At 60.0% G+C, this 18,175-nt stretch carries 13 protein-coding genes; 12 read left to right on the top strand and 1 reads right to left on the bottom strand.

Going from position 1 to position 18,175, the window contains the following annotated elements:
* Nucleotides 1-31: 31 nt before the first annotated feature.
* Complete coding sequence (gene ppk1 / locus AAAX75_RS00695; RefSeq protein ID WP_349090790.1) at nt 32-2,605, bottom strand: polyphosphate kinase 1; 2,574 nt, start codon at nt 2,603-2,605, stop codon at nt 32-34.
* 555 nt (nt 2,606-3,160) lie between these two features.
* Between ppk1 and arcA (AAAX75_RS00690) the strand changes: the two genes are divergently transcribed.
* The 12 genes from arcA (AAAX75_RS00690) to AAAX75_RS00635 all read left to right on the top strand — a co-directional run bounded on the left by arcA (AAAX75_RS00690) (nt 3,161) and on the right by AAAX75_RS00635 (nt 18,004).
* Nucleotides 3,161-4,402: an arginine deiminase gene (gene arcA, locus AAAX75_RS00690; RefSeq protein ID WP_055309804.1), complete on the top strand. Its 1,242-nt coding sequence runs from the start codon at nt 3,161-3,163 to the stop codon at nt 4,400-4,402.
* Between the two features lie 149 nt (nt 4,403-4,551).
* Nucleotides 4,552-5,676 carry an aminotransferase gene (locus AAAX75_RS00685; RefSeq protein WP_195363478.1) on the top strand — a complete coding sequence of 375 codons (1,125 nt, stop codon included), beginning with the start codon at nt 4,552-4,554 and terminating at the stop codon, nt 5,674-5,676.
* A 573-nt stretch (nt 5,677-6,249) separates the two neighbouring features.
* Nucleotides 6,250-7,491, top strand: coding sequence for an arginine deiminase (gene arcA / locus AAAX75_RS00680; protein ID WP_055309804.1), 1,242 nt, complete (start codon nt 6,250-6,252; stop codon nt 7,489-7,491).
* 105 nt (nt 7,492-7,596) lie between these two features.
* On the top strand, nt 7,597-8,592 hold the full coding sequence (gene argF, locus AAAX75_RS00675; RefSeq protein ID WP_006234279.1) for an ornithine carbamoyltransferase: 996 nt from the start codon (nt 7,597-7,599) through the stop codon (nt 8,590-8,592).
* 147 nt (nt 8,593-8,739) lie between these two features.
* Nucleotides 8,740-10,218 carry a YfcC family protein gene (locus AAAX75_RS00670; RefSeq protein WP_148332921.1) on the top strand — a complete coding sequence of 493 codons (1,479 nt, stop codon included), beginning with the start codon at nt 8,740-8,742 and terminating at the stop codon, nt 10,216-10,218.
* Nucleotides 10,219-10,699: 481 nt separating this feature from the next.
* Complete coding sequence (locus tag AAAX75_RS00665; RefSeq protein WP_006234276.1) at nt 10,700-12,181, top strand: DUF1846 domain-containing protein; 1,482 nt, start codon at nt 10,700-10,702, stop codon at nt 12,179-12,181.
* 256 nt (nt 12,182-12,437) lie between these two features.
* Nucleotides 12,438-12,776, top strand: a complete 339-nt coding sequence (locus AAAX75_RS00660) for a hypothetical protein (protein WP_040358312.1) — start codon at nt 12,438-12,440, stop codon at nt 12,774-12,776.
* Nucleotides 12,777-12,954: 178 nt separating this feature from the next.
* Nucleotides 12,955-14,616 carry a CTP synthase gene (locus AAAX75_RS00655; RefSeq protein ID WP_349090789.1) on the top strand — a complete coding sequence of 554 codons (1,662 nt, stop codon included), beginning with the start codon at nt 12,955-12,957 and terminating at the stop codon, nt 14,614-14,616.
* A gap of 2 nt (nt 14,617-14,618) precedes the next feature.
* Nucleotides 14,619-15,560 carry a site-specific tyrosine recombinase XerD gene (gene xerD, locus AAAX75_RS00650; RefSeq protein WP_349090788.1) on the top strand — a complete coding sequence of 314 codons (942 nt, stop codon included), beginning with the start codon at nt 14,619-14,621 and terminating at the stop codon, nt 15,558-15,560.
* A gap of 462 nt (nt 15,561-16,022) precedes the next feature.
* Nucleotides 16,023-16,457 (top strand): division/cell wall cluster transcriptional repressor MraZ, encoded by a 435-nt coding sequence (locus AAAX75_RS00645; RefSeq protein WP_006234269.1) that lies wholly within the window; start codon nt 16,023-16,025, stop codon nt 16,455-16,457.
* A 20-nt stretch (nt 16,458-16,477) separates the two neighbouring features.
* Nucleotides 16,478-17,443: a 16S rRNA (cytosine(1402)-N(4))-methyltransferase RsmH gene (rsmH, locus tag AAAX75_RS00640; RefSeq protein WP_006234266.1), complete on the top strand. Its 966-nt coding sequence runs from the start codon at nt 16,478-16,480 to the stop codon at nt 17,441-17,443.
* 90 nt (nt 17,444-17,533) lie between these two features.
* Entirely contained in the window at nt 17,534-18,004 is a 471-nt protein-coding gene (locus tag AAAX75_RS00635) for a hypothetical protein (RefSeq protein ID WP_152067760.1), read from the top strand.
* Nucleotides 18,005-18,175: the final 171 nt, after the last annotated feature.

Genomic DNA, 18,175 nt, shown 5'->3' with positions numbered 1-18,175 from the left:
GGGCGCTTCTACAAACTGCTTCTACAAACGACTATTTCGTCTTGCCGGTAATGAGCGTCTTAAGACCCAGGCCGATCAGACCCAGGCCCATGCGCACGCGGCCGGGGCGATGGCGCTCGATGGCCTTGGTCTTGCCGGCGGGCTTATCGCGACGGGCGCTCGTCTCGGGTGCGGGCTTGATGACCTGCGGATCGGGCTGAGGTGCAGGTGCAGGCTCGGGCTCAATGACGGTCGCCTGGACCTCTTGGACCTTGGGTGTGGCCGGCTGCGGCTCAGGAGCAGGGGCGGGCTTTGCCTCGGCGGCGGGCTCCGGAGTCGCAGTAGCGGGCTCGGGCGCTTTCTCCACGGCGGGCTCTGCGGCAGCCTCGGGCTCATTCACCGGGGGAGCTGCAACCGCTTCTGGTTTGGCAGCTGCCCCGTGTTCAACCTCGGCCTGAATGGCCTCCTCGGCCACACGTTCCTTCTCCTGTGCGCGCTGCTGCGCGGCGGCCTCGGCGTTGCGATAGGCACGCTCCAGCAGGGCTTCCTGCGAGTTGAAGGGTTTCTCACCCTCTGCACGCTCCACGGGGACCCAGGTGCCGTCGCTCGTGAGGCTGCGGGCCTTCACGTTGTCGCGCAGCTGCATGCCCATGTACTCGTGCACTAGGGTGCGGCAGGTGGGGTCGAGCACGGGGAAGGCAATCTCCACGCGGTGCTCGGTGTTGCGCGTCATCATGTCTGCCGAGCTCAGGTAAATCATGTCCGAGTCCACGCCGAAAGCATAGACGCGCGCGTGCTCCAAAAAGCGTCCGACGATGGAGCGGACATGCACGTTCTCGGTCTTGCCCGGAACACCGGGCTTGAGGCACGAGATGCCGCGGATGATCATGTCTACGCGCACGCCGGCACACGATGCCTCGGCGATCTTGTCGATAACCTCGCGGTCGGTCAGCGAGTTGAGCTTAAAGAACACGCGGGCGGGCTCGCCGGCAAGGGCGCGCTGGATCTCGCGGTCAAGCCCGCGCATGATGAGCGGTTTCAGTCCGACGGGCGCCACACCCAGGAAGCGGTAGTCGCCGCGCAGGTTGCCCAGCGACAGATTGCGGAAGAACAGGTTGGCGTCCTCGCCGATGCCGGGATGGGCTGTCATGAGCATAAAGTCGCTGTAGAGTTTGGCCGTCTTCTCGTTAAAGTTGCCGGTGCCCAAAAGCGTGAGGCGCGTTAGCGCCATGCCCTCGCGATAGGTGAGCTGGCAGATCTTTGAGTGGCATTTAAAGCCCTCGGAACCATAGATGACGGTGCAGCCGGCCTCTTCCAGGCGCTCGGCCCACTCGATGTTGTTCTGCTCGTCAAAGCGGGCACGAAGTTCCATGAGCACCGTGACCTCTTTGCCGTTCTCGGCAGCATCGATCAGCGACTCGCACAGGCGGCTCTGCTTGGCCACGCGGTAGAGCGTGATGCGCAGCGAGATGCACTCGGGGTCGTAGGCGGCCTCGTGCACCAGATCCAGGAAGGGGTTCATGGCCTCGTAGGGATAAAAGAGCAGCTTGTCGTGCTGCAGCACCTGCTCGCGGATGGAGCGGGTCATGTCGATGGTGGGATTGGGCTGCGGCCTAAACGGCGTAAAGAGCAGCTCGTTGCGCAGGTGCTCGGGAATCTTGCCCTCAATGCCAAAGACGTAGCCCAGGTCGAGCGGGATATCGCAGGTAAAGACAGAGCGGCGCGAAAGCTCGAGCGCCTTGCGGATGGTCTTGAGCGTTGCCTTCTCGAGCGACCCCGAGACCGCGAGCACTACCGGCTGCAGACGCAGGCGCTTCTTGAGGATGCGCTTCATGTGCTGGCGGTAGTCCTCTTCCTCTTCGACGCCCTCGCCGTCCGGATCGATGTCGGCGTTGCGGGTGACGCGGATCAGCGCACGATCCAGCGGCTTATAGGAGCCAAAGCAGCTGTCCAGGCAGGCGAGGATGACGTCCTCGAGCAAGATGTAGGAGTAGGTGCCGGTGGGCGAGGGGATCTCGACCACGCGGTTCATCGAGGCGGGAATCTCGATAAGGCCCAGCAGGCTCTCCTCGTCGGTGGCGCCGTCCAGACCACAGGCCAGATAGAGCGCGCCATTGCGTAGGTTGGGGAAGGGGTGGCGAGGATCGATGACCAGCGGCGAGATGACCGGCGACACGTAGGCCTGGAAGTAGCGGGTTACAAAGGTGCGCTCCTCGGGCGTAAGCGAATCGATGCGGGCGCGGTGAACGCCCAAGGTGTCGAGCTTGCCCTCGATGCTCTTAAAGATGGACTCCCAACGGGTAAGGAGCCCGGGCATTTCGGCCATGACAGCATCGACCTGTTCGGAGGCGGTCATATTGCTCTTGTTGTCGACAGGTTGCTTTTTGAGCTCTGCCAGATCGGACAGGCCGCCCACGCGCACCATGAGAAACTCGTCGAGGTTAGACTCGAAAATCGACACGAACTTTAGACGCTCGAACAGCGGAACGGTCTCATCGAAGGCTTCGTCAAGCACACGGTTGTCAAAGCGTAGCCAGCTGAGCTCTCGGTTCTGCGTGTACGAGAAGTCGCGAGGCGGTTTGCGCAGCTTTGCGGCGGCTTGCTTTTTTTCGATTTTGCTCGGCATATGCATCTGTCCGTTCAGTCCCCGCAGGGGACGGTAGCCTAACCCTATTCACTATTGTCTCAATTTAGTCGACTTGTGGCACGAACGTATTGTGCGAACGGTATCTTTACCTACTTCTTACGCTGACAAGTCATAGGACTGACGCCCTGCTCGTCTGCAAGCGGTCTATATCCTCACTCAACTGGTACGTAAGTGTGAATAAGAATGATGGATAGCTGAATATCATTGAATGCAGGCGGAAACGTAAACAAACATCATTTATATACATAAAACCGATTTAGCTATGCAATTCTGAATCAAAAGTTTAGAGATGCAATTGCAAATAGATTTTAGGAAAAAAGAGCGTTTACCTTAGAAAAGTTACTTTAGAACGCCGAAGTACATTATGGGGGAATCTCATGCGATATACCGTTCATCGCACTTTGTTGACCGTTCGGGGGCGAGGTGGAATTGCGGGTGGAATTTGGATATAACTAGAGCTGTCAGCAAGCAGCGTCCGCTATGGAAGGGCGCTGAGAGATTCGGCCGAAAGGCCCGAAAGAAAGGTAGGAGGCCATGACGAAAGGTCTGCACGTGCCTTCCGAGATCGGCAAGCTCAGGAAGGTCTGCCTGCACCGTCCCGGCGACGAGCTCCTCAACCTGCCGCCCGACGAGCTCGAGCGACTCCTGTTCGACGACGTCCCGTTCCTGGAGGTCGCGCAGCAGGAGCACGACACCTTCGCCCAGATCCTGAGGGACCAGGGCGTGGAGGTCCTCTATCTCGAGAACCTCGTCGCCGAGGTGTTCGACCAGGTCCCCGGCGCCCGCGCCGAGTTCACCGACCAGTACATCGCCGAGGCCGGCATCCGCGGCCAGCACATGCCGCAGATCGTCCGCGAGAAGCTGGACTCCATCGAGGACAACCTCGAGTTCGTCAAGAAGACCATGGCCGGCATGACCAAGTCCGAGATCGACATGCCCCTCACGGCGTCCACGACCCTCGACTCCCTGGTCAACTCCGAGTCCGAGTCCGACCTGATCATCGACCCGATGCCCAACCTCTACTTCACCCGCGACCCGTTCGCGGTCATCGGCGAGGGCGTCAACCTCAACCGCATGTACTCGGTCACCCGCAACCGCGAGACCCTGTACGGCAAGTACATCTTCAAGTACCACCCCGACTACAAGGACGTCTCGCTGTACTTCCGCCGCGACTGCCAGTTCCACACCGAGGGCGGCGACGTGCTGAACATCAACGAGAAGACCCTCGCCGTCGGCATCTCCCAGCGCACCCAGGCCGCCGCGATCGACGTCATGGCCCAGAACATCTTCTGGAACTCCGACTCCAAGGTCGAGCGCATCCTGGCCTTCGACATCCCGGTCTCGCGCGCCTTCATGCACCTCGACACGGTCTTCACCCAGATCGACGTCGATAAGTTCACGATCCACCCCGCCATCATGGGCACCCTGCGCGTCTACGAGCTGACCGCCGGCAAGAACCCGGGCGACGTGAACATCCGCCTGATCGAGGACACCCTCGAGCACGTCCTGGAGGACGCCACCGGCGTCGACCAGGTCAAGCTGATCCCCTGCGGCGGCGGCGACCCGATCGCGGCCTCCCGCGAGCAGTGGAACGACGGCTCCAACACCCTGTGCGTCGAGCCCGGCAAGATCTGCGTCTACGCCCGCAACACCGTCACCAACGACGTGCTGTACAAGGAGGGCCTGGACCTTCTCGTCGTGCCCTCCGCCGAGCTCTCCCGCGGCCGCGGCGGCCCGCGCTGCATGAGCATGCCCTTCTGGCGCGAGGACCTCTAAGGTCTTCAAGGACCCGTACAGGTCATAATACATACATCTAGCTGCCATTAGATGTCTCCCATTGGGGCGGTGCGGGTTTTCGCACCGCCCCAATCTTGTATGAGGAACGTCAACACGATTGGATGACTGCTTTTGTAAGGAGCTTGGCCATGGACATCAAGACGATTGGCGTTGAGGAATGGCTCAACGTTTGGGAGAAGAGCGCCACGTGGGACATCGCCCAGTCGACGATCTCGTCGCTCACCATGGGCGAGCTGCGCGCGCTCGATGAACAGGACGGCGCCACGTTCTACGAGCGCCTGGACCGCGAGAAGATGAACTACGGCTGGATCGAGGGCTCGCCGGAGTTTAAGGCCGAGGTTGCCAAGCTGTATCGTCGGGAGGTCAATCCCGATCACATTCTGCAGACCAATGGCTGCACGGGCGCTAACCTCAACGCCATCATGGCTGTGGTCGAGCCCGGCGACCATGTTATCGCCGAGTGGCCCACCTACGCGCCGCTCTACGAGATTCCGCGCACGCTGGGCGCCGAGGTCGAGTATTGGGAGCTTCGCGAGGAACTCGGCTGGAAGCCCGATATCGAGGAACTCAAGCGCTTGGTGCGTCCCAACACCAAGCTTATCTGCATAAACAACGCATCTAACCCCATCGGTACGGTGCTCGATGCCGATATGCTCGGCCAGATTGCCGAGATCGCCCGCTCGGTGGGCGCCTACGTGCTGTGCGACGAGGTATATCTGCCGCTCGAAAACACTGAGTCCTTTATGTCGATGGTCGACGTGTACGAGAGGGCCATTGTCACCAACTCGTTGTCGAAGACCTATTCGACACCTGCGGCCCGCGTGGGCTGGGTCCTGGCCGACAAAGAGGTGTCCAACCGCATCCGTACCTATCGCGATTACACCATGATCTGCGGCGGCGTGTTCAACGATGCTCTGGCGACCTATGTGCTTGAGCACAAGGATAAGATTCTCGAGCGCAATCGCAAGATCGTGTTTGGCAACCGCGATATCGCGCAGGCTTGGATCGATACGCAGCATCGCGTTTCCTGGACGGCCCCGCAGGGCGTGTCCACCTCGTTTATCCAGCTGGATATTCCCGAGGATGACGAGGAGTTCTGCAGGCGCCTGCTGTCCGAGAGGGGAGTGCTGCTGGTCCCCGGTAGCCGTTTTGAGCTTCCCTGCGGCGCACGCCTGGGCTACTGCGCGAGCGAGGACGTTCTGCGCGAGGGCCTGAGGCTTTTGGGCGAGGCACTGGCGGAGTTCGATCGCTAGGATTCCGATGGTCTTCGGGGGCCTTATCCAAATTAGCCGAAGATAATCGAAAACGGACCCGTTTCCCTAGGGGAAGCGGGTCCGTTTTTCTATACCGAGAAGTCAAGTTGTTACAAATGGGGCCGTAAAGCGAGGCGGTATCCGCTGGGCCTTATACTGAGTTTCCGGTGAACGGTATCAAGCGTCTGGTAAACGGTAATTTATTTATCAGAAATGAATAGGACAAACTTTTTTCTGAATAAAAATGAAAATGGTTGAGACGTGGTGTGAACCGCTAATTCTATTCATAGTTTTATTGGAAATATGCAATTTGAGGATGGTTTAACAAAGTTTAGTTCCATTTGATTTTAGGATTAAAACGCGTTTAAGCACGTAAATACGCTTTATTAAGATGAAGTGTGCCATGCGTGAAGTATATGTGTATGCCGTTCACCCCCTATAAAAAACCGTTCGGGGGCAAGGTGGAAGTATGAGCTGATTTTGGATATAAATATGTCGTCAGCAATAACGCCTCACACGGAGGGGCGCTAACGAATCGGCCCTGACAAGGGCCCGAAAGAAAGGTAGGAGGCCATGACGAAAGGTCTGCACGTGCCTTCCGAGATCGGCAAGCTCAGGAAGGTCTGCCTGCACCGTCCCGGCGACGAGCTCCTCAACCTGCCGCCCGACGAGCTCGAGCGACTCCTGTTCGACGACGTCCCGTTCCTGGAGGTCGCGCAGCAGGAGCACGACACCTTCGCCCAGATCCTGAGGGACCAGGGCGTGGAGGTCCTCTATCTCGAGAACCTCGTCGCCGAGGTGTTCGACCAGGTCCCCGGCGCCCGCGCCGAGTTCACCGACCAGTACATCGCCGAGGCCGGCATCCGCGGCCAGCACATGCCGCAGATCGTCCGCGAGAAGCTGGACTCCATCGAGGACAACCTCGAGTTCGTCAAGAAGACCATGGCCGGCATGACCAAGTCCGAGATCGACATGCCCCTCACGGCGTCCACGACCCTCGACTCCCTGGTCAACTCCGAGTCCGAGTCCGACCTGATCATCGACCCGATGCCCAACCTCTACTTCACCCGCGACCCGTTCGCGGTCATCGGCGAGGGCGTCAACCTCAACCGCATGTACTCGGTCACCCGCAACCGCGAGACCCTGTACGGCAAGTACATCTTCAAGTACCACCCCGACTACAAGGACGTCTCGCTGTACTTCCGCCGCGACTGCCAGTTCCACACCGAGGGCGGCGACGTGCTGAACATCAACGAGAAGACCCTCGCCGTCGGCATCTCCCAGCGCACCCAGGCCGCCGCGATCGACGTCATGGCCCAGAACATCTTCTGGAACTCCGACTCCAAGGTCGAGCGCATCCTGGCCTTCGACATCCCGGTCTCGCGCGCCTTCATGCACCTCGACACGGTCTTCACCCAGATCGACGTCGATAAGTTCACGATCCACCCCGCCATCATGGGCACCCTGCGCGTCTACGAGCTGACCGCCGGCAAGAACCCGGGCGACGTGAACATCCGCCTGATCGAGGACACCCTCGAGCACGTCCTGGAGGACGCCACCGGCGTCGACCAGGTCAAGCTGATCCCCTGCGGCGGCGGCGACCCGATCGCGGCCTCCCGCGAGCAGTGGAACGACGGCTCCAACACCCTGTGCGTCGAGCCCGGCAAGATCTGCGTCTACGCCCGCAACACCGTCACCAACGACGTGCTGTACAAGGAGGGCCTGGACCTTCTCGTCGTGCCCTCCGCCGAGCTCTCCCGCGGCCGCGGCGGCCCGCGCTGCATGAGCATGCCCTTCTGGCGCGAGGACCTCTAAGTCTTTCCGTTTCCGGTGCGGTCCCCCTACAACCGCACCGGCTTCGCCCGTTAAACGGGCAACACTAATACTTACGTAATTCATTTCTTCGAAAGGAATCGAACCATGGGTGTTAACCTCTCCGGCCGTAGCTTCCTCAAGCTTCTCGACCTCACCACCGAGGAGATCGAGTACCTGCTCAAGCTCTCCAAGAACTTCAAGGATATGAAGCGCGCTGGCGTTCCGCACCGCTATCTCGAGGGCAAGAATATCGTTCTGCTCTTCCAGAAGACCTCCACTCGTACCCGCTGTGCCTTCGAGGTCGGCGGCATGGATCTGGGCATGGGCGTCACCTACCTCGATCCGGGTTCGTCGCAGATGGGCAAGAAGGAGTCCATCGAGGACACTGCCCGTGTTCTCGGCCGCATGTATGACGGCATCGAGTTCCGTGGCTTTGCCCAGGACGACGTCGAGGAGCTCGCTGCTAAGTCCGGCGTGCCCGTGTGGAACGGCCTGACCACTGAGTGGCATCCCACCCAGATGCTCGCCGATATCCTGACCGTCCAGGAGAACTTCAACTACGACATCAAGGGCAAGACCCTCGTCTTCATGGGCGACTGCAAGAACAACGTCGCTCGCTCCCTCATGGTCGTCTGCTCCAAGCTCGGCATGAACTTCGTGGCCTGCGGCCCCGAGGAGTGCATGCCCGCCGACGACGTCATCGAGGCCTGCAAGCCCATCGCCGAGGCCAACGGTTGCACCATCAAGCTGACCACCGACGTCAAGGACGGCGTCACCGGTGCCGACGTTATCTACACCGACGTGTGGGTCTCCATGGGCGAGCCCGACGAGGTCTGGGCCGAGCGCATCGCTCAGCTCACCCCGTATCGTGTTACCTCCGAGGTCATGGCTATGGCCAACCCGGGTGCCATCTTCCTGCACTGCCTGCCCAGCTTCCACGACACCAACACCACCATTGGCGCCGAGAAGTGCGAGCAGTTCGGCATCACCGAGCAGGAGGTCACCGACGAGGTCTTCGAGAGCCCCGCTTCCAAGGTCTTCGACGAGGCCGAGAACCGCATGCACACCATCAAGGCTGTCATGTACGCCACGCTCAAGTAAGAGCATCTAGCATCTCGCTCGGGGTGTATTGCTGCACACCCCGAGCGGTTTTATCTGGTAATAATCTCGCATCAAGCGGCAGGCACGGCACGGAAGAGCCGCTTCTGGCGAGATCAGTAAATGATTTATGAAGGGGGGATGAGAACTATGACTGAGACTGCTAAGAAAAAGCGCGGTATGCCTTCATCGTTCACCATTCTTCTTGCTCTGCTGGCAATTGTCGCAGTGATTACCGTTATCGTCTCCGGCACGTCCGGCGGCGCGGTTACTGCCGCCCGTCTGAGCGATTTCTGCACCGCCCCGATTAAGGGCTTCGCTGACGCTCTGCCCGTCTGCCTCTTCGTTATGATCCTGGGCGGCTTCCTCGGTATGATGACCGAGACCGGCGCCCTGGACAACGGCATCGCCGTTCTGGTGCAGAAGCTTAAGGGCAACGAGATTATGCTCATTCCCGTGCTGATGCTCATCTTCTCCCTCGGTGGTACCACCTATGGTATGTGCGAGGAGACCGTTCCCTTCTACGCCCTGCTCGCCGCTACCATGATGGCCGCTGGCTTCGACCCCATGGTCGGTGCCGCTACCGTCCTGCTCGGCGCTGGCTGCGGCTGCCTGGGCTCCACGGTTAACCCGTTCGCCGTCGGCGCTGCCGTCGACGCTCTGACCGGCGTTGGCATTGAGGTCAACCAGTCCATCATCATCGGCCTCGGTGCCGTCCTGTGGATTGTCACTACCGCTATGTCCATCTTCTTCGTGATGAGCTACGCCAAGAAGGTCAAGGCTGACAAGGGTTCCACCATCCTGTCGATGCAGGAGCTCAAGGACGCCGAAGAGGCTCACGGCAAGGCTGCTTCCGAGGTTCACAAGGAGGTCAAGCTCACCGGTCGTCAGAAGGGTGTTCTGATTGCCTTCGCCTTCACCTTCGTCGTCATGATCGTCGGCTTCATTCCGCTGGCCGACCTCAACGAGGGCGTCGCTAACTTCTTCGACGCTGGCGCTGTCTACGACGCCGACGGTAACGCCGTCGTCCAGGGCTGGTCTGCCCTGATCACCGGCCTGCCCATTGGCCAGTGGTACTTCGACGAGGCTTCCACCTGGTTCTTCCTTATGGCCGTCCTGATCGGTATCATCGGTGGCCTGTCCGAGAAGCAGATCGTTAACACCTTTATCACCGGCGCTGCCGACATGATGTCCGTTGTTCTCGTCATCGCCCTCGCCCGTGGTATCTCCGTCCTCATGGCTAACACCGGCCTCGACGTCTTCGTCCTCGACGCTGCCGCCAATGCTCTGGCTGGCCTGTCCGGCGTGATCTTCGCTCCCATGAGCTTCCTGGTCTACTTCGGCCTGTCCTTCCTGATCCCCTCGACCTCCGGTATGGCCACCGTCTCCATGCCCATCATGGGACCGTTGGCTGTTAAGCTCGGCTTCTCGCCTGAGGTCATGGTCATGATCTTCTCCGCCGCCATCGGTGTCGTGAACCTGTTCACCCCGACCTCCGGCGCCATCATGGGCGGTCTCGCCCTGGCCAAGATCGAGTGGACGACCTGGCTCAAGTTTGCCCTTAAGCTCATCGTCGCGCTCTCTGTCGTCTGCGCCATCATCCTGACCGTCGCCTGCGTGTTGATCTAAGTACCCAACGGGTACCCCACGGAAACCTTGACGATCCTGTAGAGGATCACCTGGTCATCGTCTGTCCGGTGGGGTAAACCCACCGGTAGACTCCTACCTTTAGCCCCCTTCCGTTCCGTGCGCGGGAGGGGGCGCTCTTGTGTTCCGGCGTTTTACCAAACGCCGGAACCACTCGACGCTGCAAGCCCGCCAGAGCGGCAATCTGACGTTCAATCGTCGGGCATGGCCAAAAGGCCTATGCCCTCCTCTTTCACGTCACCTTGCTCGCTCTGGCGGGCTTTCGCTGACTTTTGCTCCACCTGCGGCGCTGCCATTGTTGGTGCTGAGTGCCTTGTTTCCCGTCCCAAATGATCTACCCCGGGTCCCCGGTGGTTGCGGTGGGCGTGTTTGGTTGGTGCCTGTTGATGGTCTGGGTATCGGGGAGGGCGGGCTCCGTTATAATCGCCTAGAACATTAAATGGAAACGGGACGGGAGCCATATATGCGCCAGGGTTTCGACAACGCGAAGTATATCGAGCTGCAGGCTGCTCACATTAAGGAGCGCATCTCGCAGTTTGGTGGCAAGCTCTATTTGGAGTTTGGCGGTAAGCTGTTCGATGACTATCATGCGAGCCGCGTGCTGCCGGGTTTTGAACCGGACAGCAAGTTCCGCATGCTCAAGAGCATCGCCGACGATGTCGAGGTTATCATCGCGATCAACGCGAACCACATCGAGAAAAACAAGGCTCGTGGTGACCTCGGCATTACCTATGACGAGGATGTGCTGCGCCTGGTTGACCTGTTCCGCGGCAACGGCTTTGCTGTCGCGGCTGTGGTCATCACCCAGTACGCCGGCCAGCCTGCTGCCGATGTGTTCCGCAACCGCCTGAACGCGCTCGGTATTCCCGCCAAGCTGCACTATCCCATCGAGGGGTATCCGCACGATGTCGATCTGATCGTGTCCGACGATGGCTACGGCAAGAATGAGTTTGTCGAGACCACCCGACCGCTCGTCGTGGTCACTGCCCCCGGTCCTGGCTCGGGCAAGCTTGCCACCTGCCTGTCTCAGCTCTATCACGAGCACAAGCATGGCACGGCCGCCGGCTATGCCAAGTTCGAGACCTTCCCGGTCTGGAACCTTCCCCTCACGCATCCGGTCAACATCGCCTACGAGGCGGCCACGGCGGACCTCGACGATGCCAATATCATCGACTCCTTCCACCTTGAGGCCTATAACAAGACCACGGTCAACTACAACCGCGACGTCGAGGCCTTCCCGGTGGTCCGTGCTCTGATGGAAAAGATCCTGGGCAAGAGCCCCTACCAGAGTCCTACGGACATGGGCGTCAATATGGTCGGCTTTGCCATCACCGATGACGATGCCTGCCGCGACGCTTCCAAGATGGAGATCGTCCGCCGCTACTTTACCGCGGTCGAAAATGTGCGCCGTACCGGCGTGGGCGATGAGCAAGTCGACCGTCTCAAGATCATTATGAAGAAAGCCGGCATCGATAAGAACTACTCACCGGCGCGCTCGGCAGCCCTCACCAGGGAGCAGCTGACGGGTGGTCCCGTGGGTGCCATGGTTATGCCCGATGGCTCCGTGGTGACCGGCAAGACTTCCACGCGCCTGGGCGCTGCGAGCTCGCTCATCATGAATGCACTTAAGCATGTCTCGGGCGTCGACCTTGAGCTCGAGGTCATTAGCGATGAAGCGATCGAGCCCATCAGCAAGCTCAAGACGCATTTCCTGGGCAGCAAAAACCCGCGCCTCCACACCGACGAGACGCTTATGGCGCTGTCGATCACCTCGGCCACGAGTGAGACGGCCGCTCGCGTCCTTTCGGGCCTGGAGCAGCTGCGCGGTTGCGATGCCTTCTTTAGCGTGATTATCTCGCCGACGGACGAGACGGTACTGCGCAAACTGGGTATCAACGTGTGCTGCGAGCCCAAGTTTGAGCGCCGCGGTTTCTTCCATCGCTAAGTTTGAAGCACCGCGGTAATTGCATTGCATTTTGGCCGTATCGGGTTAGCGCCCGGTACGGCTTTTTGATCAATAAAGCGCCTATTTCGGCGAAAAATAGCTGTTTACCTGCCTAGAAACAATTTGAGCGGTATACAATAACCGTAACTGTTTCATCCTTAGCGGGATGCCGCATGATGGATATTACCTGCCATCGTGAGGTGTGTCGGTCGCGCACGGCGCGTTAGATGCTCGTGCTCGGTTTGAGGAGGCTGCTATGGCGGGCAAGGGTCGTGCGAGTGTCAACGATATGAAGCGTGTCGAGGTGCTGGTGTTGATGGAGATCGACCAGCAAACCGAAGACAATGGCGGGCCGTATGGTTTCTCGCGCAAAACGCTTGCCGAGCGCGTGGGGGTTTCGCCGTATCGTGCCCGCGCCGCAATCGATCGCTTGGATTCCGAAGGCATGATTGATGTCGTCTCGCGTTATAGCGACGACGGCGGTCAGCTTGCAAATGGCATTTGCCTCACCGAACGTGGCGAGTGGTATCTTGAGGGCGTCCGTACCGGCATGCTCGTTCAAGAAATGCTTGAGGACGAGGTTGCTGATCGATAGCAGCATGTAACCCTTGCCATAGCGACGCCGCCTGGGAAACCGGGCGGCGTTTTGTTTCAAGATTGAGAAATGCAATCGCACGCGAGAAAAATTGCGAACGGTCCGCGGCGCGAGTATTACAATGAAGACCCGTAAGATGTGGATAAACAACTTCTACGGGAAGCGCAGGTAACTCAATATGACCAAGCATGTGTTCGTAACCGGTGGCGTGGTTTCGTCCCTGGGCAAGGGTATCACCGCGGCCTCGCTGGGCCGTCTGCTCAAGTCGCGTGGCTACAAAGTAACGATGCAGAAGGCCGATCCGTATCTGAACGTCGACCCCGGTACCATGAGCCCCTTCCAGCATGGTGAGGTCTTCGTTACCGAGGATGGTTACGAGTCCGACCTGGACCTGGGTCATTACGAGCGCTTTATTGATGAGAACCTGACCCGCGATTCCAACTTTACGACCGGCGCCATCTATAAGAGCTTGATCGCCCGCGAGCGTCGCGGCGACTTTTTGGGCGGTACCGTGCAGGTGATTCCTCACGTCACCAATGCCATTAAGGACAAGTTCCGCCGCATCGAGGAGCAGACCGGCTCCGATGTAGTCATCACCGAGCTGGGCGGCACGATCGGCGACATCGAGTCCCAACCGTTTGTCGAGGCCATCCGTCAGTACCGCAAGGAGGCCGGCCCCGAGAACGTCTGCTACATCCACGTGTCGCTCGTTCCCTATATCGCCGCCGCCCACGAGGTCAAGACCAAGCCCACGCAGCATTCCGTCAAGGAGCTCCGCAGCTTTGGCATCCAGCCCGATATCATCGTGCTGCGCTCCGACCACCATATCGATGACGCTATCCGCGGAAAGATCGCAAGCTTCTGCGACGTCGACACCGATTGTGTCTTTACCAACGAGGACTGCGCGAGCATTTACGATGTTCCGCAGCTGCTTGCCGAGCAGGACTTTGACCTGCGCATTTGCGAGCGCCTGGGTCTGGACCCGCGTGAGCGCGACATGAGCGAGTGGAATGAGTTCCTGCGCAAACAGAATCACGCCAACCATCACGCCGACAAGGTGAAGATCGCCGTCGTGGGCAAGTACACGCAGCTGCCCGATGCGTACCTGTCGGTTATCGAGGCCCTGCACCATGCGGGCGTCTTCTACGATCGCCATGTGGACGTCCAGCTGGTCGACGGCGAGAGCCTCGACGAGCAGAATGTCTCCGAGGTTCTGGGCGACGCCTCGGGCATCCTGGTCCCCGGCGGCTTTGGCAAGCGCGCCCTGGAGGGCAAGATCCTCGCGGCCGAGTTTGCCCGTGAGCACAAGATTCCGTATCTGGGCATTTGCCTGGGTATGCAGGTGGCCGTGTGCGAGTTCGCCCGCAACGTCGTCGGCCTTGCCGGCGCCAGCTCCTCCGAGTTCGATCCGGACGGCCCGTTTAGCGTCATCGATCTGATGAGCTCGCAGGAGGACGTGACCGAGAAGGGCGGCACCATGCGCCTGGGCGCCTATCCGTGCAAGCTCGCCGCCGATACCCTTGCTCGCGAGGCATATGGCGAGGAGCTCGTCTACGAGCGTCACCGTCATCGCTTTGAGTTCAACAACGCCTTCCGTGACCAGCTCGAGGACGCCGGCTTGGTTATCTCGGGTCTGTCGCCCGACGAGCGCCTGGTCGAGATGGTCGAGCTGCCGCGCGACGTGCATCCGTGGTATGTGGCAACCCAGGCTCATCCCGAGTTCAAGAGCCGCCCGACCAACCCGCAGCCGCTGTTCCGCGAGTTCGTGCGCGCTTCGATCGGCCAGCACGAGGGTGTCGACCGTCTGCAGGTGACGCCCATGAACCTCGCTTCGGACTAAGGGTGCCGGCGAATAAGGAACATACCGAAGCTACTCCCTCGTCGCTCGCCGTGGCGGCGGGGGAGTATCTCGATTACCTCGCGGTCGAGCGGGGTTTGGCGCGCAACACGATTGCGGCCTATCGTCGTGACCTGACGACGTACTGCGCCTATCTGGAGCGGGCGGGTATTGTGTCTTTTGAAGAGGTGACCCGTCAGGTCGTGGAGGGCTTTGTCGCCGACCGTCGCGATGGGGGCTATTCCGATGCCTCGGTGGAGCGTGCGCTTGCGGCTGTGAAGGGCCTACATGCCTTTTTGGTGCGCGATGGGGCTGTGGCCCAAAATCCAACGGCGGCGTTGCGCCTGCCTAAAAAGGCTGAGCGTTTGCCGGAGTATCTATCGGTGGAGGATGTCTCGGCGCTGCTCGATCAAGACTTCCCCGAGGGCGAGATGGGCTTGCGCGACCATGCCATCTTGGAAGTGCTCTACGGATGCGGTTTGCGTGTGAGCGAGTTGGTGGGGCTCGATGTGGGCGATATCCATATCGACGATGGCTTTGTGCTCGTTCGTGGTAAGGGCTCGAAGGAACGCCTGTCCCCGCTGGTAGGAAGCGCGGCGCGAGCTCTGACGCTTTATGTAACTGAGGGGCGTTCTCGCTTGGCGGCCCATGCCCGCGGAACCAAGACCTCGGCGGTCTTTTTAAATAAGAACGGCCGCCGTCTGTCGCGCCAGGGCATCCATGCCATCTGTGAGCGCTACGGGCGCCAGGTGGGACTGGTGGGGCTCCATCCCCATACCTTGCGCCACTCCTTTGCCACCCACATGCTCGCGGGCGGTGCCGACCTGCGTGTGCTGCAGGAGATTTTGGGCCATGCCGATATTTCGACCACGCAGGTCTACACGCATGTCGACCGAACGCAACTGACCGAGGTCTATCTGGCGGCGCATCCGCTAGCACATCGCTAGCACCTCGCTGACCTGCATATTTATAAATATTAAATGGGACGGGCCCCAGATTGCCGAGACGCACTTTTGCGCGCATGGGCAATCTGGGGCCCGTCCCATTTTTCGCCAGACACCGACGCGGTGGTGGGCCGTGTGTACCGTGGGCGGGGGAGTTTGGGGGCGATGTGAACGGCGTGTAAAGGGACGTAAAAATCGCCTCAAGGTCAACTTGAAGGTTGAGGTTCGCGGGCGTGGTTCTACAGGTGGCATCCCGCCGTTGCTGTAAACACAACATATTGTGTTTTCGAACATATGCTTGGGGGTGTTTTGCAATATATGGTGAGTGGAGTAGTGGGGCGGGGTGGGGGAAGGGGTGGGGAAAGGTGTTGAAAAATGGGGCGGTTCCCCATATTATTAATGACGTCGACAAGCGGGGTGGTTCCCCGCGTACGTGCCATCTGAGTAACCGAGGGGAGGGCGCACATGGGAATGACTGGTGCATACGAGCGCAATCTCGATGCAAAAGGTCGTCTGTCCCTGCCTGCACCCCTTCGCGAGGAGCTTGGAGAGCACGTTCGCGTGTTCAAAGCCCTGGATGTCGATGCTCTGTACGTGTTCTCTGCCGAGGCCTTCGATAAGTGGGTCGAAGGACTCTTCGCGGGTCGTGAGGGCCACGAGGGTTTTAACCCGCGTGACATTAATGACCAGAAGCTCATGAGGGCGATCAACAAGCGCACCACGTCGATGGATGTGGACAGTGCCGGTCGTATCGGTCTTTCCGAGTCTCTCCGCAAGCAGGCGAACCTCGACCGCGAGGTCACGGTTGTGGGCAACTACGACCACCTTGAGGTTTGGGATCGCGCCGCGGCCGATGAGGACGATGACGATGAGGCCCTGCTGGACCTCTTCTTCTCGTAAGGGCAAGGCACGGGTAACGGATGGAGCGTGGGATCTTGACACAAGAATATCGGCATGAACCTGTCATGCTCGGCGAAGTGCTTGAGTCGCTGCGGCTAAAGAGCGGCTCCGTTGTCTGCGATTGCACCCTTGGCGGTGCCGGCCATTCGGTAAAGATGGCCGCGCAGGTGGGGGAGACGGGCCTTTTGCTCGGCGTCGATCAGGACGACATGGCCCTCGAGGCCGCTGGCGCCCGTCTGGACCGCGAGGTTCCCGGCGTTCCGCACCAGCTGCTGAAGGGCAACTTCGGCGACTTGGACGAGCTACTTTGCTCGGCCGAGGTGCCCGGGGTCGATGGCTTCCTGTTCGATTTGGGCGTTTCGTCACCGCAACTCGATATCCCTGGCAGGGGCTTTTCGTATAACGAGGACGCCCCATTGGACATGCGGATGGATCCGGGTAATAACACCTTAAACGCAGCTGAGGTCATCAACACCTATAACGAACACGATCTCGCCCGGATTCTACGCGTCTACGGCGAAGAGAAGTTCGCCTCGCAGATCGCGCGCGAGATCGTGCGCCGCCGCGAGCAAGAACCGATCGAAACCACCGGCCAATTTGTCGAGATCATCAAGGCGGGTATCCCGGCTGCCGCTCGTCGGCATGGCGGACACCCGGCCAAGAAAAGTTTCCAGGCCATTCGCATCGAGGTCAATCACGAGCTCGATGTGCTCGAACGAGGGCTTGATGCCGCCACCAGGTGGCTCAACCCGGGCGGACGTATCTGCGTCATCTCGTATCACTCGCTCGAGGACCGTATCGTAAAGAACCACTTTAAGGAGATGAGCCAGGGGTGCACGTGTCCGCCGGAGATTCCGGTGTGCGTGTGCGGCAACGTGCCGATACTCAAGGTCATCACCCGCAAACCCTTGGTTGCCCAGCCTGATGAGGTTGAGCGCAACCCTCGGGCGAGATCAGCCAAAATCCGCGTGGCGCAGCGTCTGTAGGCGCGACCGCGCGATATTGGACCTCCCGCTCGCACCATAAACGAAGCTTAAACACACTACCAACGTACTCGGGATGGGAGGCGGCATATCATGGGCTACAACACTTCAAGCGCAGCACTCGCCTATGATATGAACGCCATGCCCGCCTATCGTGAGACGCCGCAGGCCCCCGTTGCTCCCCGTGAGCAGCGCGCGCCGCGCTTTGATGTCTACACGGGCGCGGGCCGTCAGGCAAACCAGGCGGTAAGCCCGGTTTTCATGAGCGTTCTTAAAACGTTTTGCATCATTGCGGCTATCTTCATGACGATCGGCGTCGCCCGCGTGGCGCTCGCCGGCGTTACGGCCCAGGTGCTCAACAGCAACGCCGAGCTTACCAACACGCTCGAAAAGGCGACCGATGAGAGCTCCGACCTGGAGGTCATGCATTCGGTCTATGGCGCCGACACGCGCATTCGCGACCTTGCGGGCGCTTATGGCATGGTGGAGCCCAGCGAGAGCGTTACACTTGACTTTTCGCAGGATGCAGCCGCGGGCGCCAACGCGACCGCGACCGCTCAGTAGCAAGACGGTAGCTGAGTATGACAAATGACTATCGCCGCGGTTCCGATGGGGGCCGCGGTTCTGGACGTCCCTCGTCGCGGGGACGTTCTGGTTATCAAGGAACGGGTCGGCAATCTTACAACGCCGGGCAGTCCCGTGGCAACGACCCGGCGTCGCGACTTCGCGGCTCGG

Source organism: Collinsella sp. CLA-ER-H7, from assembly GCF_040092345.1.
Taxonomy (GTDB): domain Bacteria; phylum Actinomycetota; class Coriobacteriia; order Coriobacteriales; family Coriobacteriaceae; genus Collinsella.
This window is presented reverse-complemented; position numbering and strand designations above follow the sequence as displayed.

Excerpts from the sequence above, each read along its gene's own strand:
- ppk1 (WP_349090790.1), bottom strand. The coding sequence starts at position 2,605 with ATGCCGAGCAAAATCGAAAAAAAGCAAGCCGCCGCAAAGCTGCGCAAA.
- arcA (WP_055309804.1), top strand. The coding sequence starts at position 3,161 with ATGACGAAAGGTCTGCACGTGCCTTCCGAGATCGGCAAGCTCAGGAAG.
- AAAX75_RS00685 (WP_195363478.1), top strand. The coding sequence starts at position 4,552 with ATGGACATCAAGACGATTGGCGTTGAGGAATGGCTCAACGTTTGGGAG.
- arcA (WP_055309804.1), top strand. The coding sequence starts at position 6,250 with ATGACGAAAGGTCTGCACGTGCCTTCCGAGATCGGCAAGCTCAGGAAG.
- argF (WP_006234279.1), top strand. The coding sequence starts at position 7,597 with ATGGGTGTTAACCTCTCCGGCCGTAGCTTCCTCAAGCTTCTCGACCTC.
- AAAX75_RS00670 (WP_148332921.1), top strand. The coding sequence starts at position 8,740 with ATGACTGAGACTGCTAAGAAAAAGCGCGGTATGCCTTCATCGTTCACC.
- AAAX75_RS00665 (WP_006234276.1), top strand. The coding sequence starts at position 10,700 with ATGCGCCAGGGTTTCGACAACGCGAAGTATATCGAGCTGCAGGCTGCT.
- AAAX75_RS00660 (WP_040358312.1), top strand. The coding sequence starts at position 12,438 with ATGGCGGGCAAGGGTCGTGCGAGTGTCAACGATATGAAGCGTGTCGAG.
- AAAX75_RS00655 (WP_349090789.1), top strand. The coding sequence starts at position 12,955 with ATGACCAAGCATGTGTTCGTAACCGGTGGCGTGGTTTCGTCCCTGGGC.
- AAAX75_RS00645 (WP_006234269.1), top strand. The coding sequence starts at position 16,023 with ATGGGAATGACTGGTGCATACGAGCGCAATCTCGATGCAAAAGGTCGT.
- rsmH (WP_006234266.1), top strand. The coding sequence starts at position 16,478 with ATGGAGCGTGGGATCTTGACACAAGAATATCGGCATGAACCTGTCATG.
- AAAX75_RS00635 (WP_152067760.1), top strand. The coding sequence starts at position 17,534 with ATGGGCTACAACACTTCAAGCGCAGCACTCGCCTATGATATGAACGCC.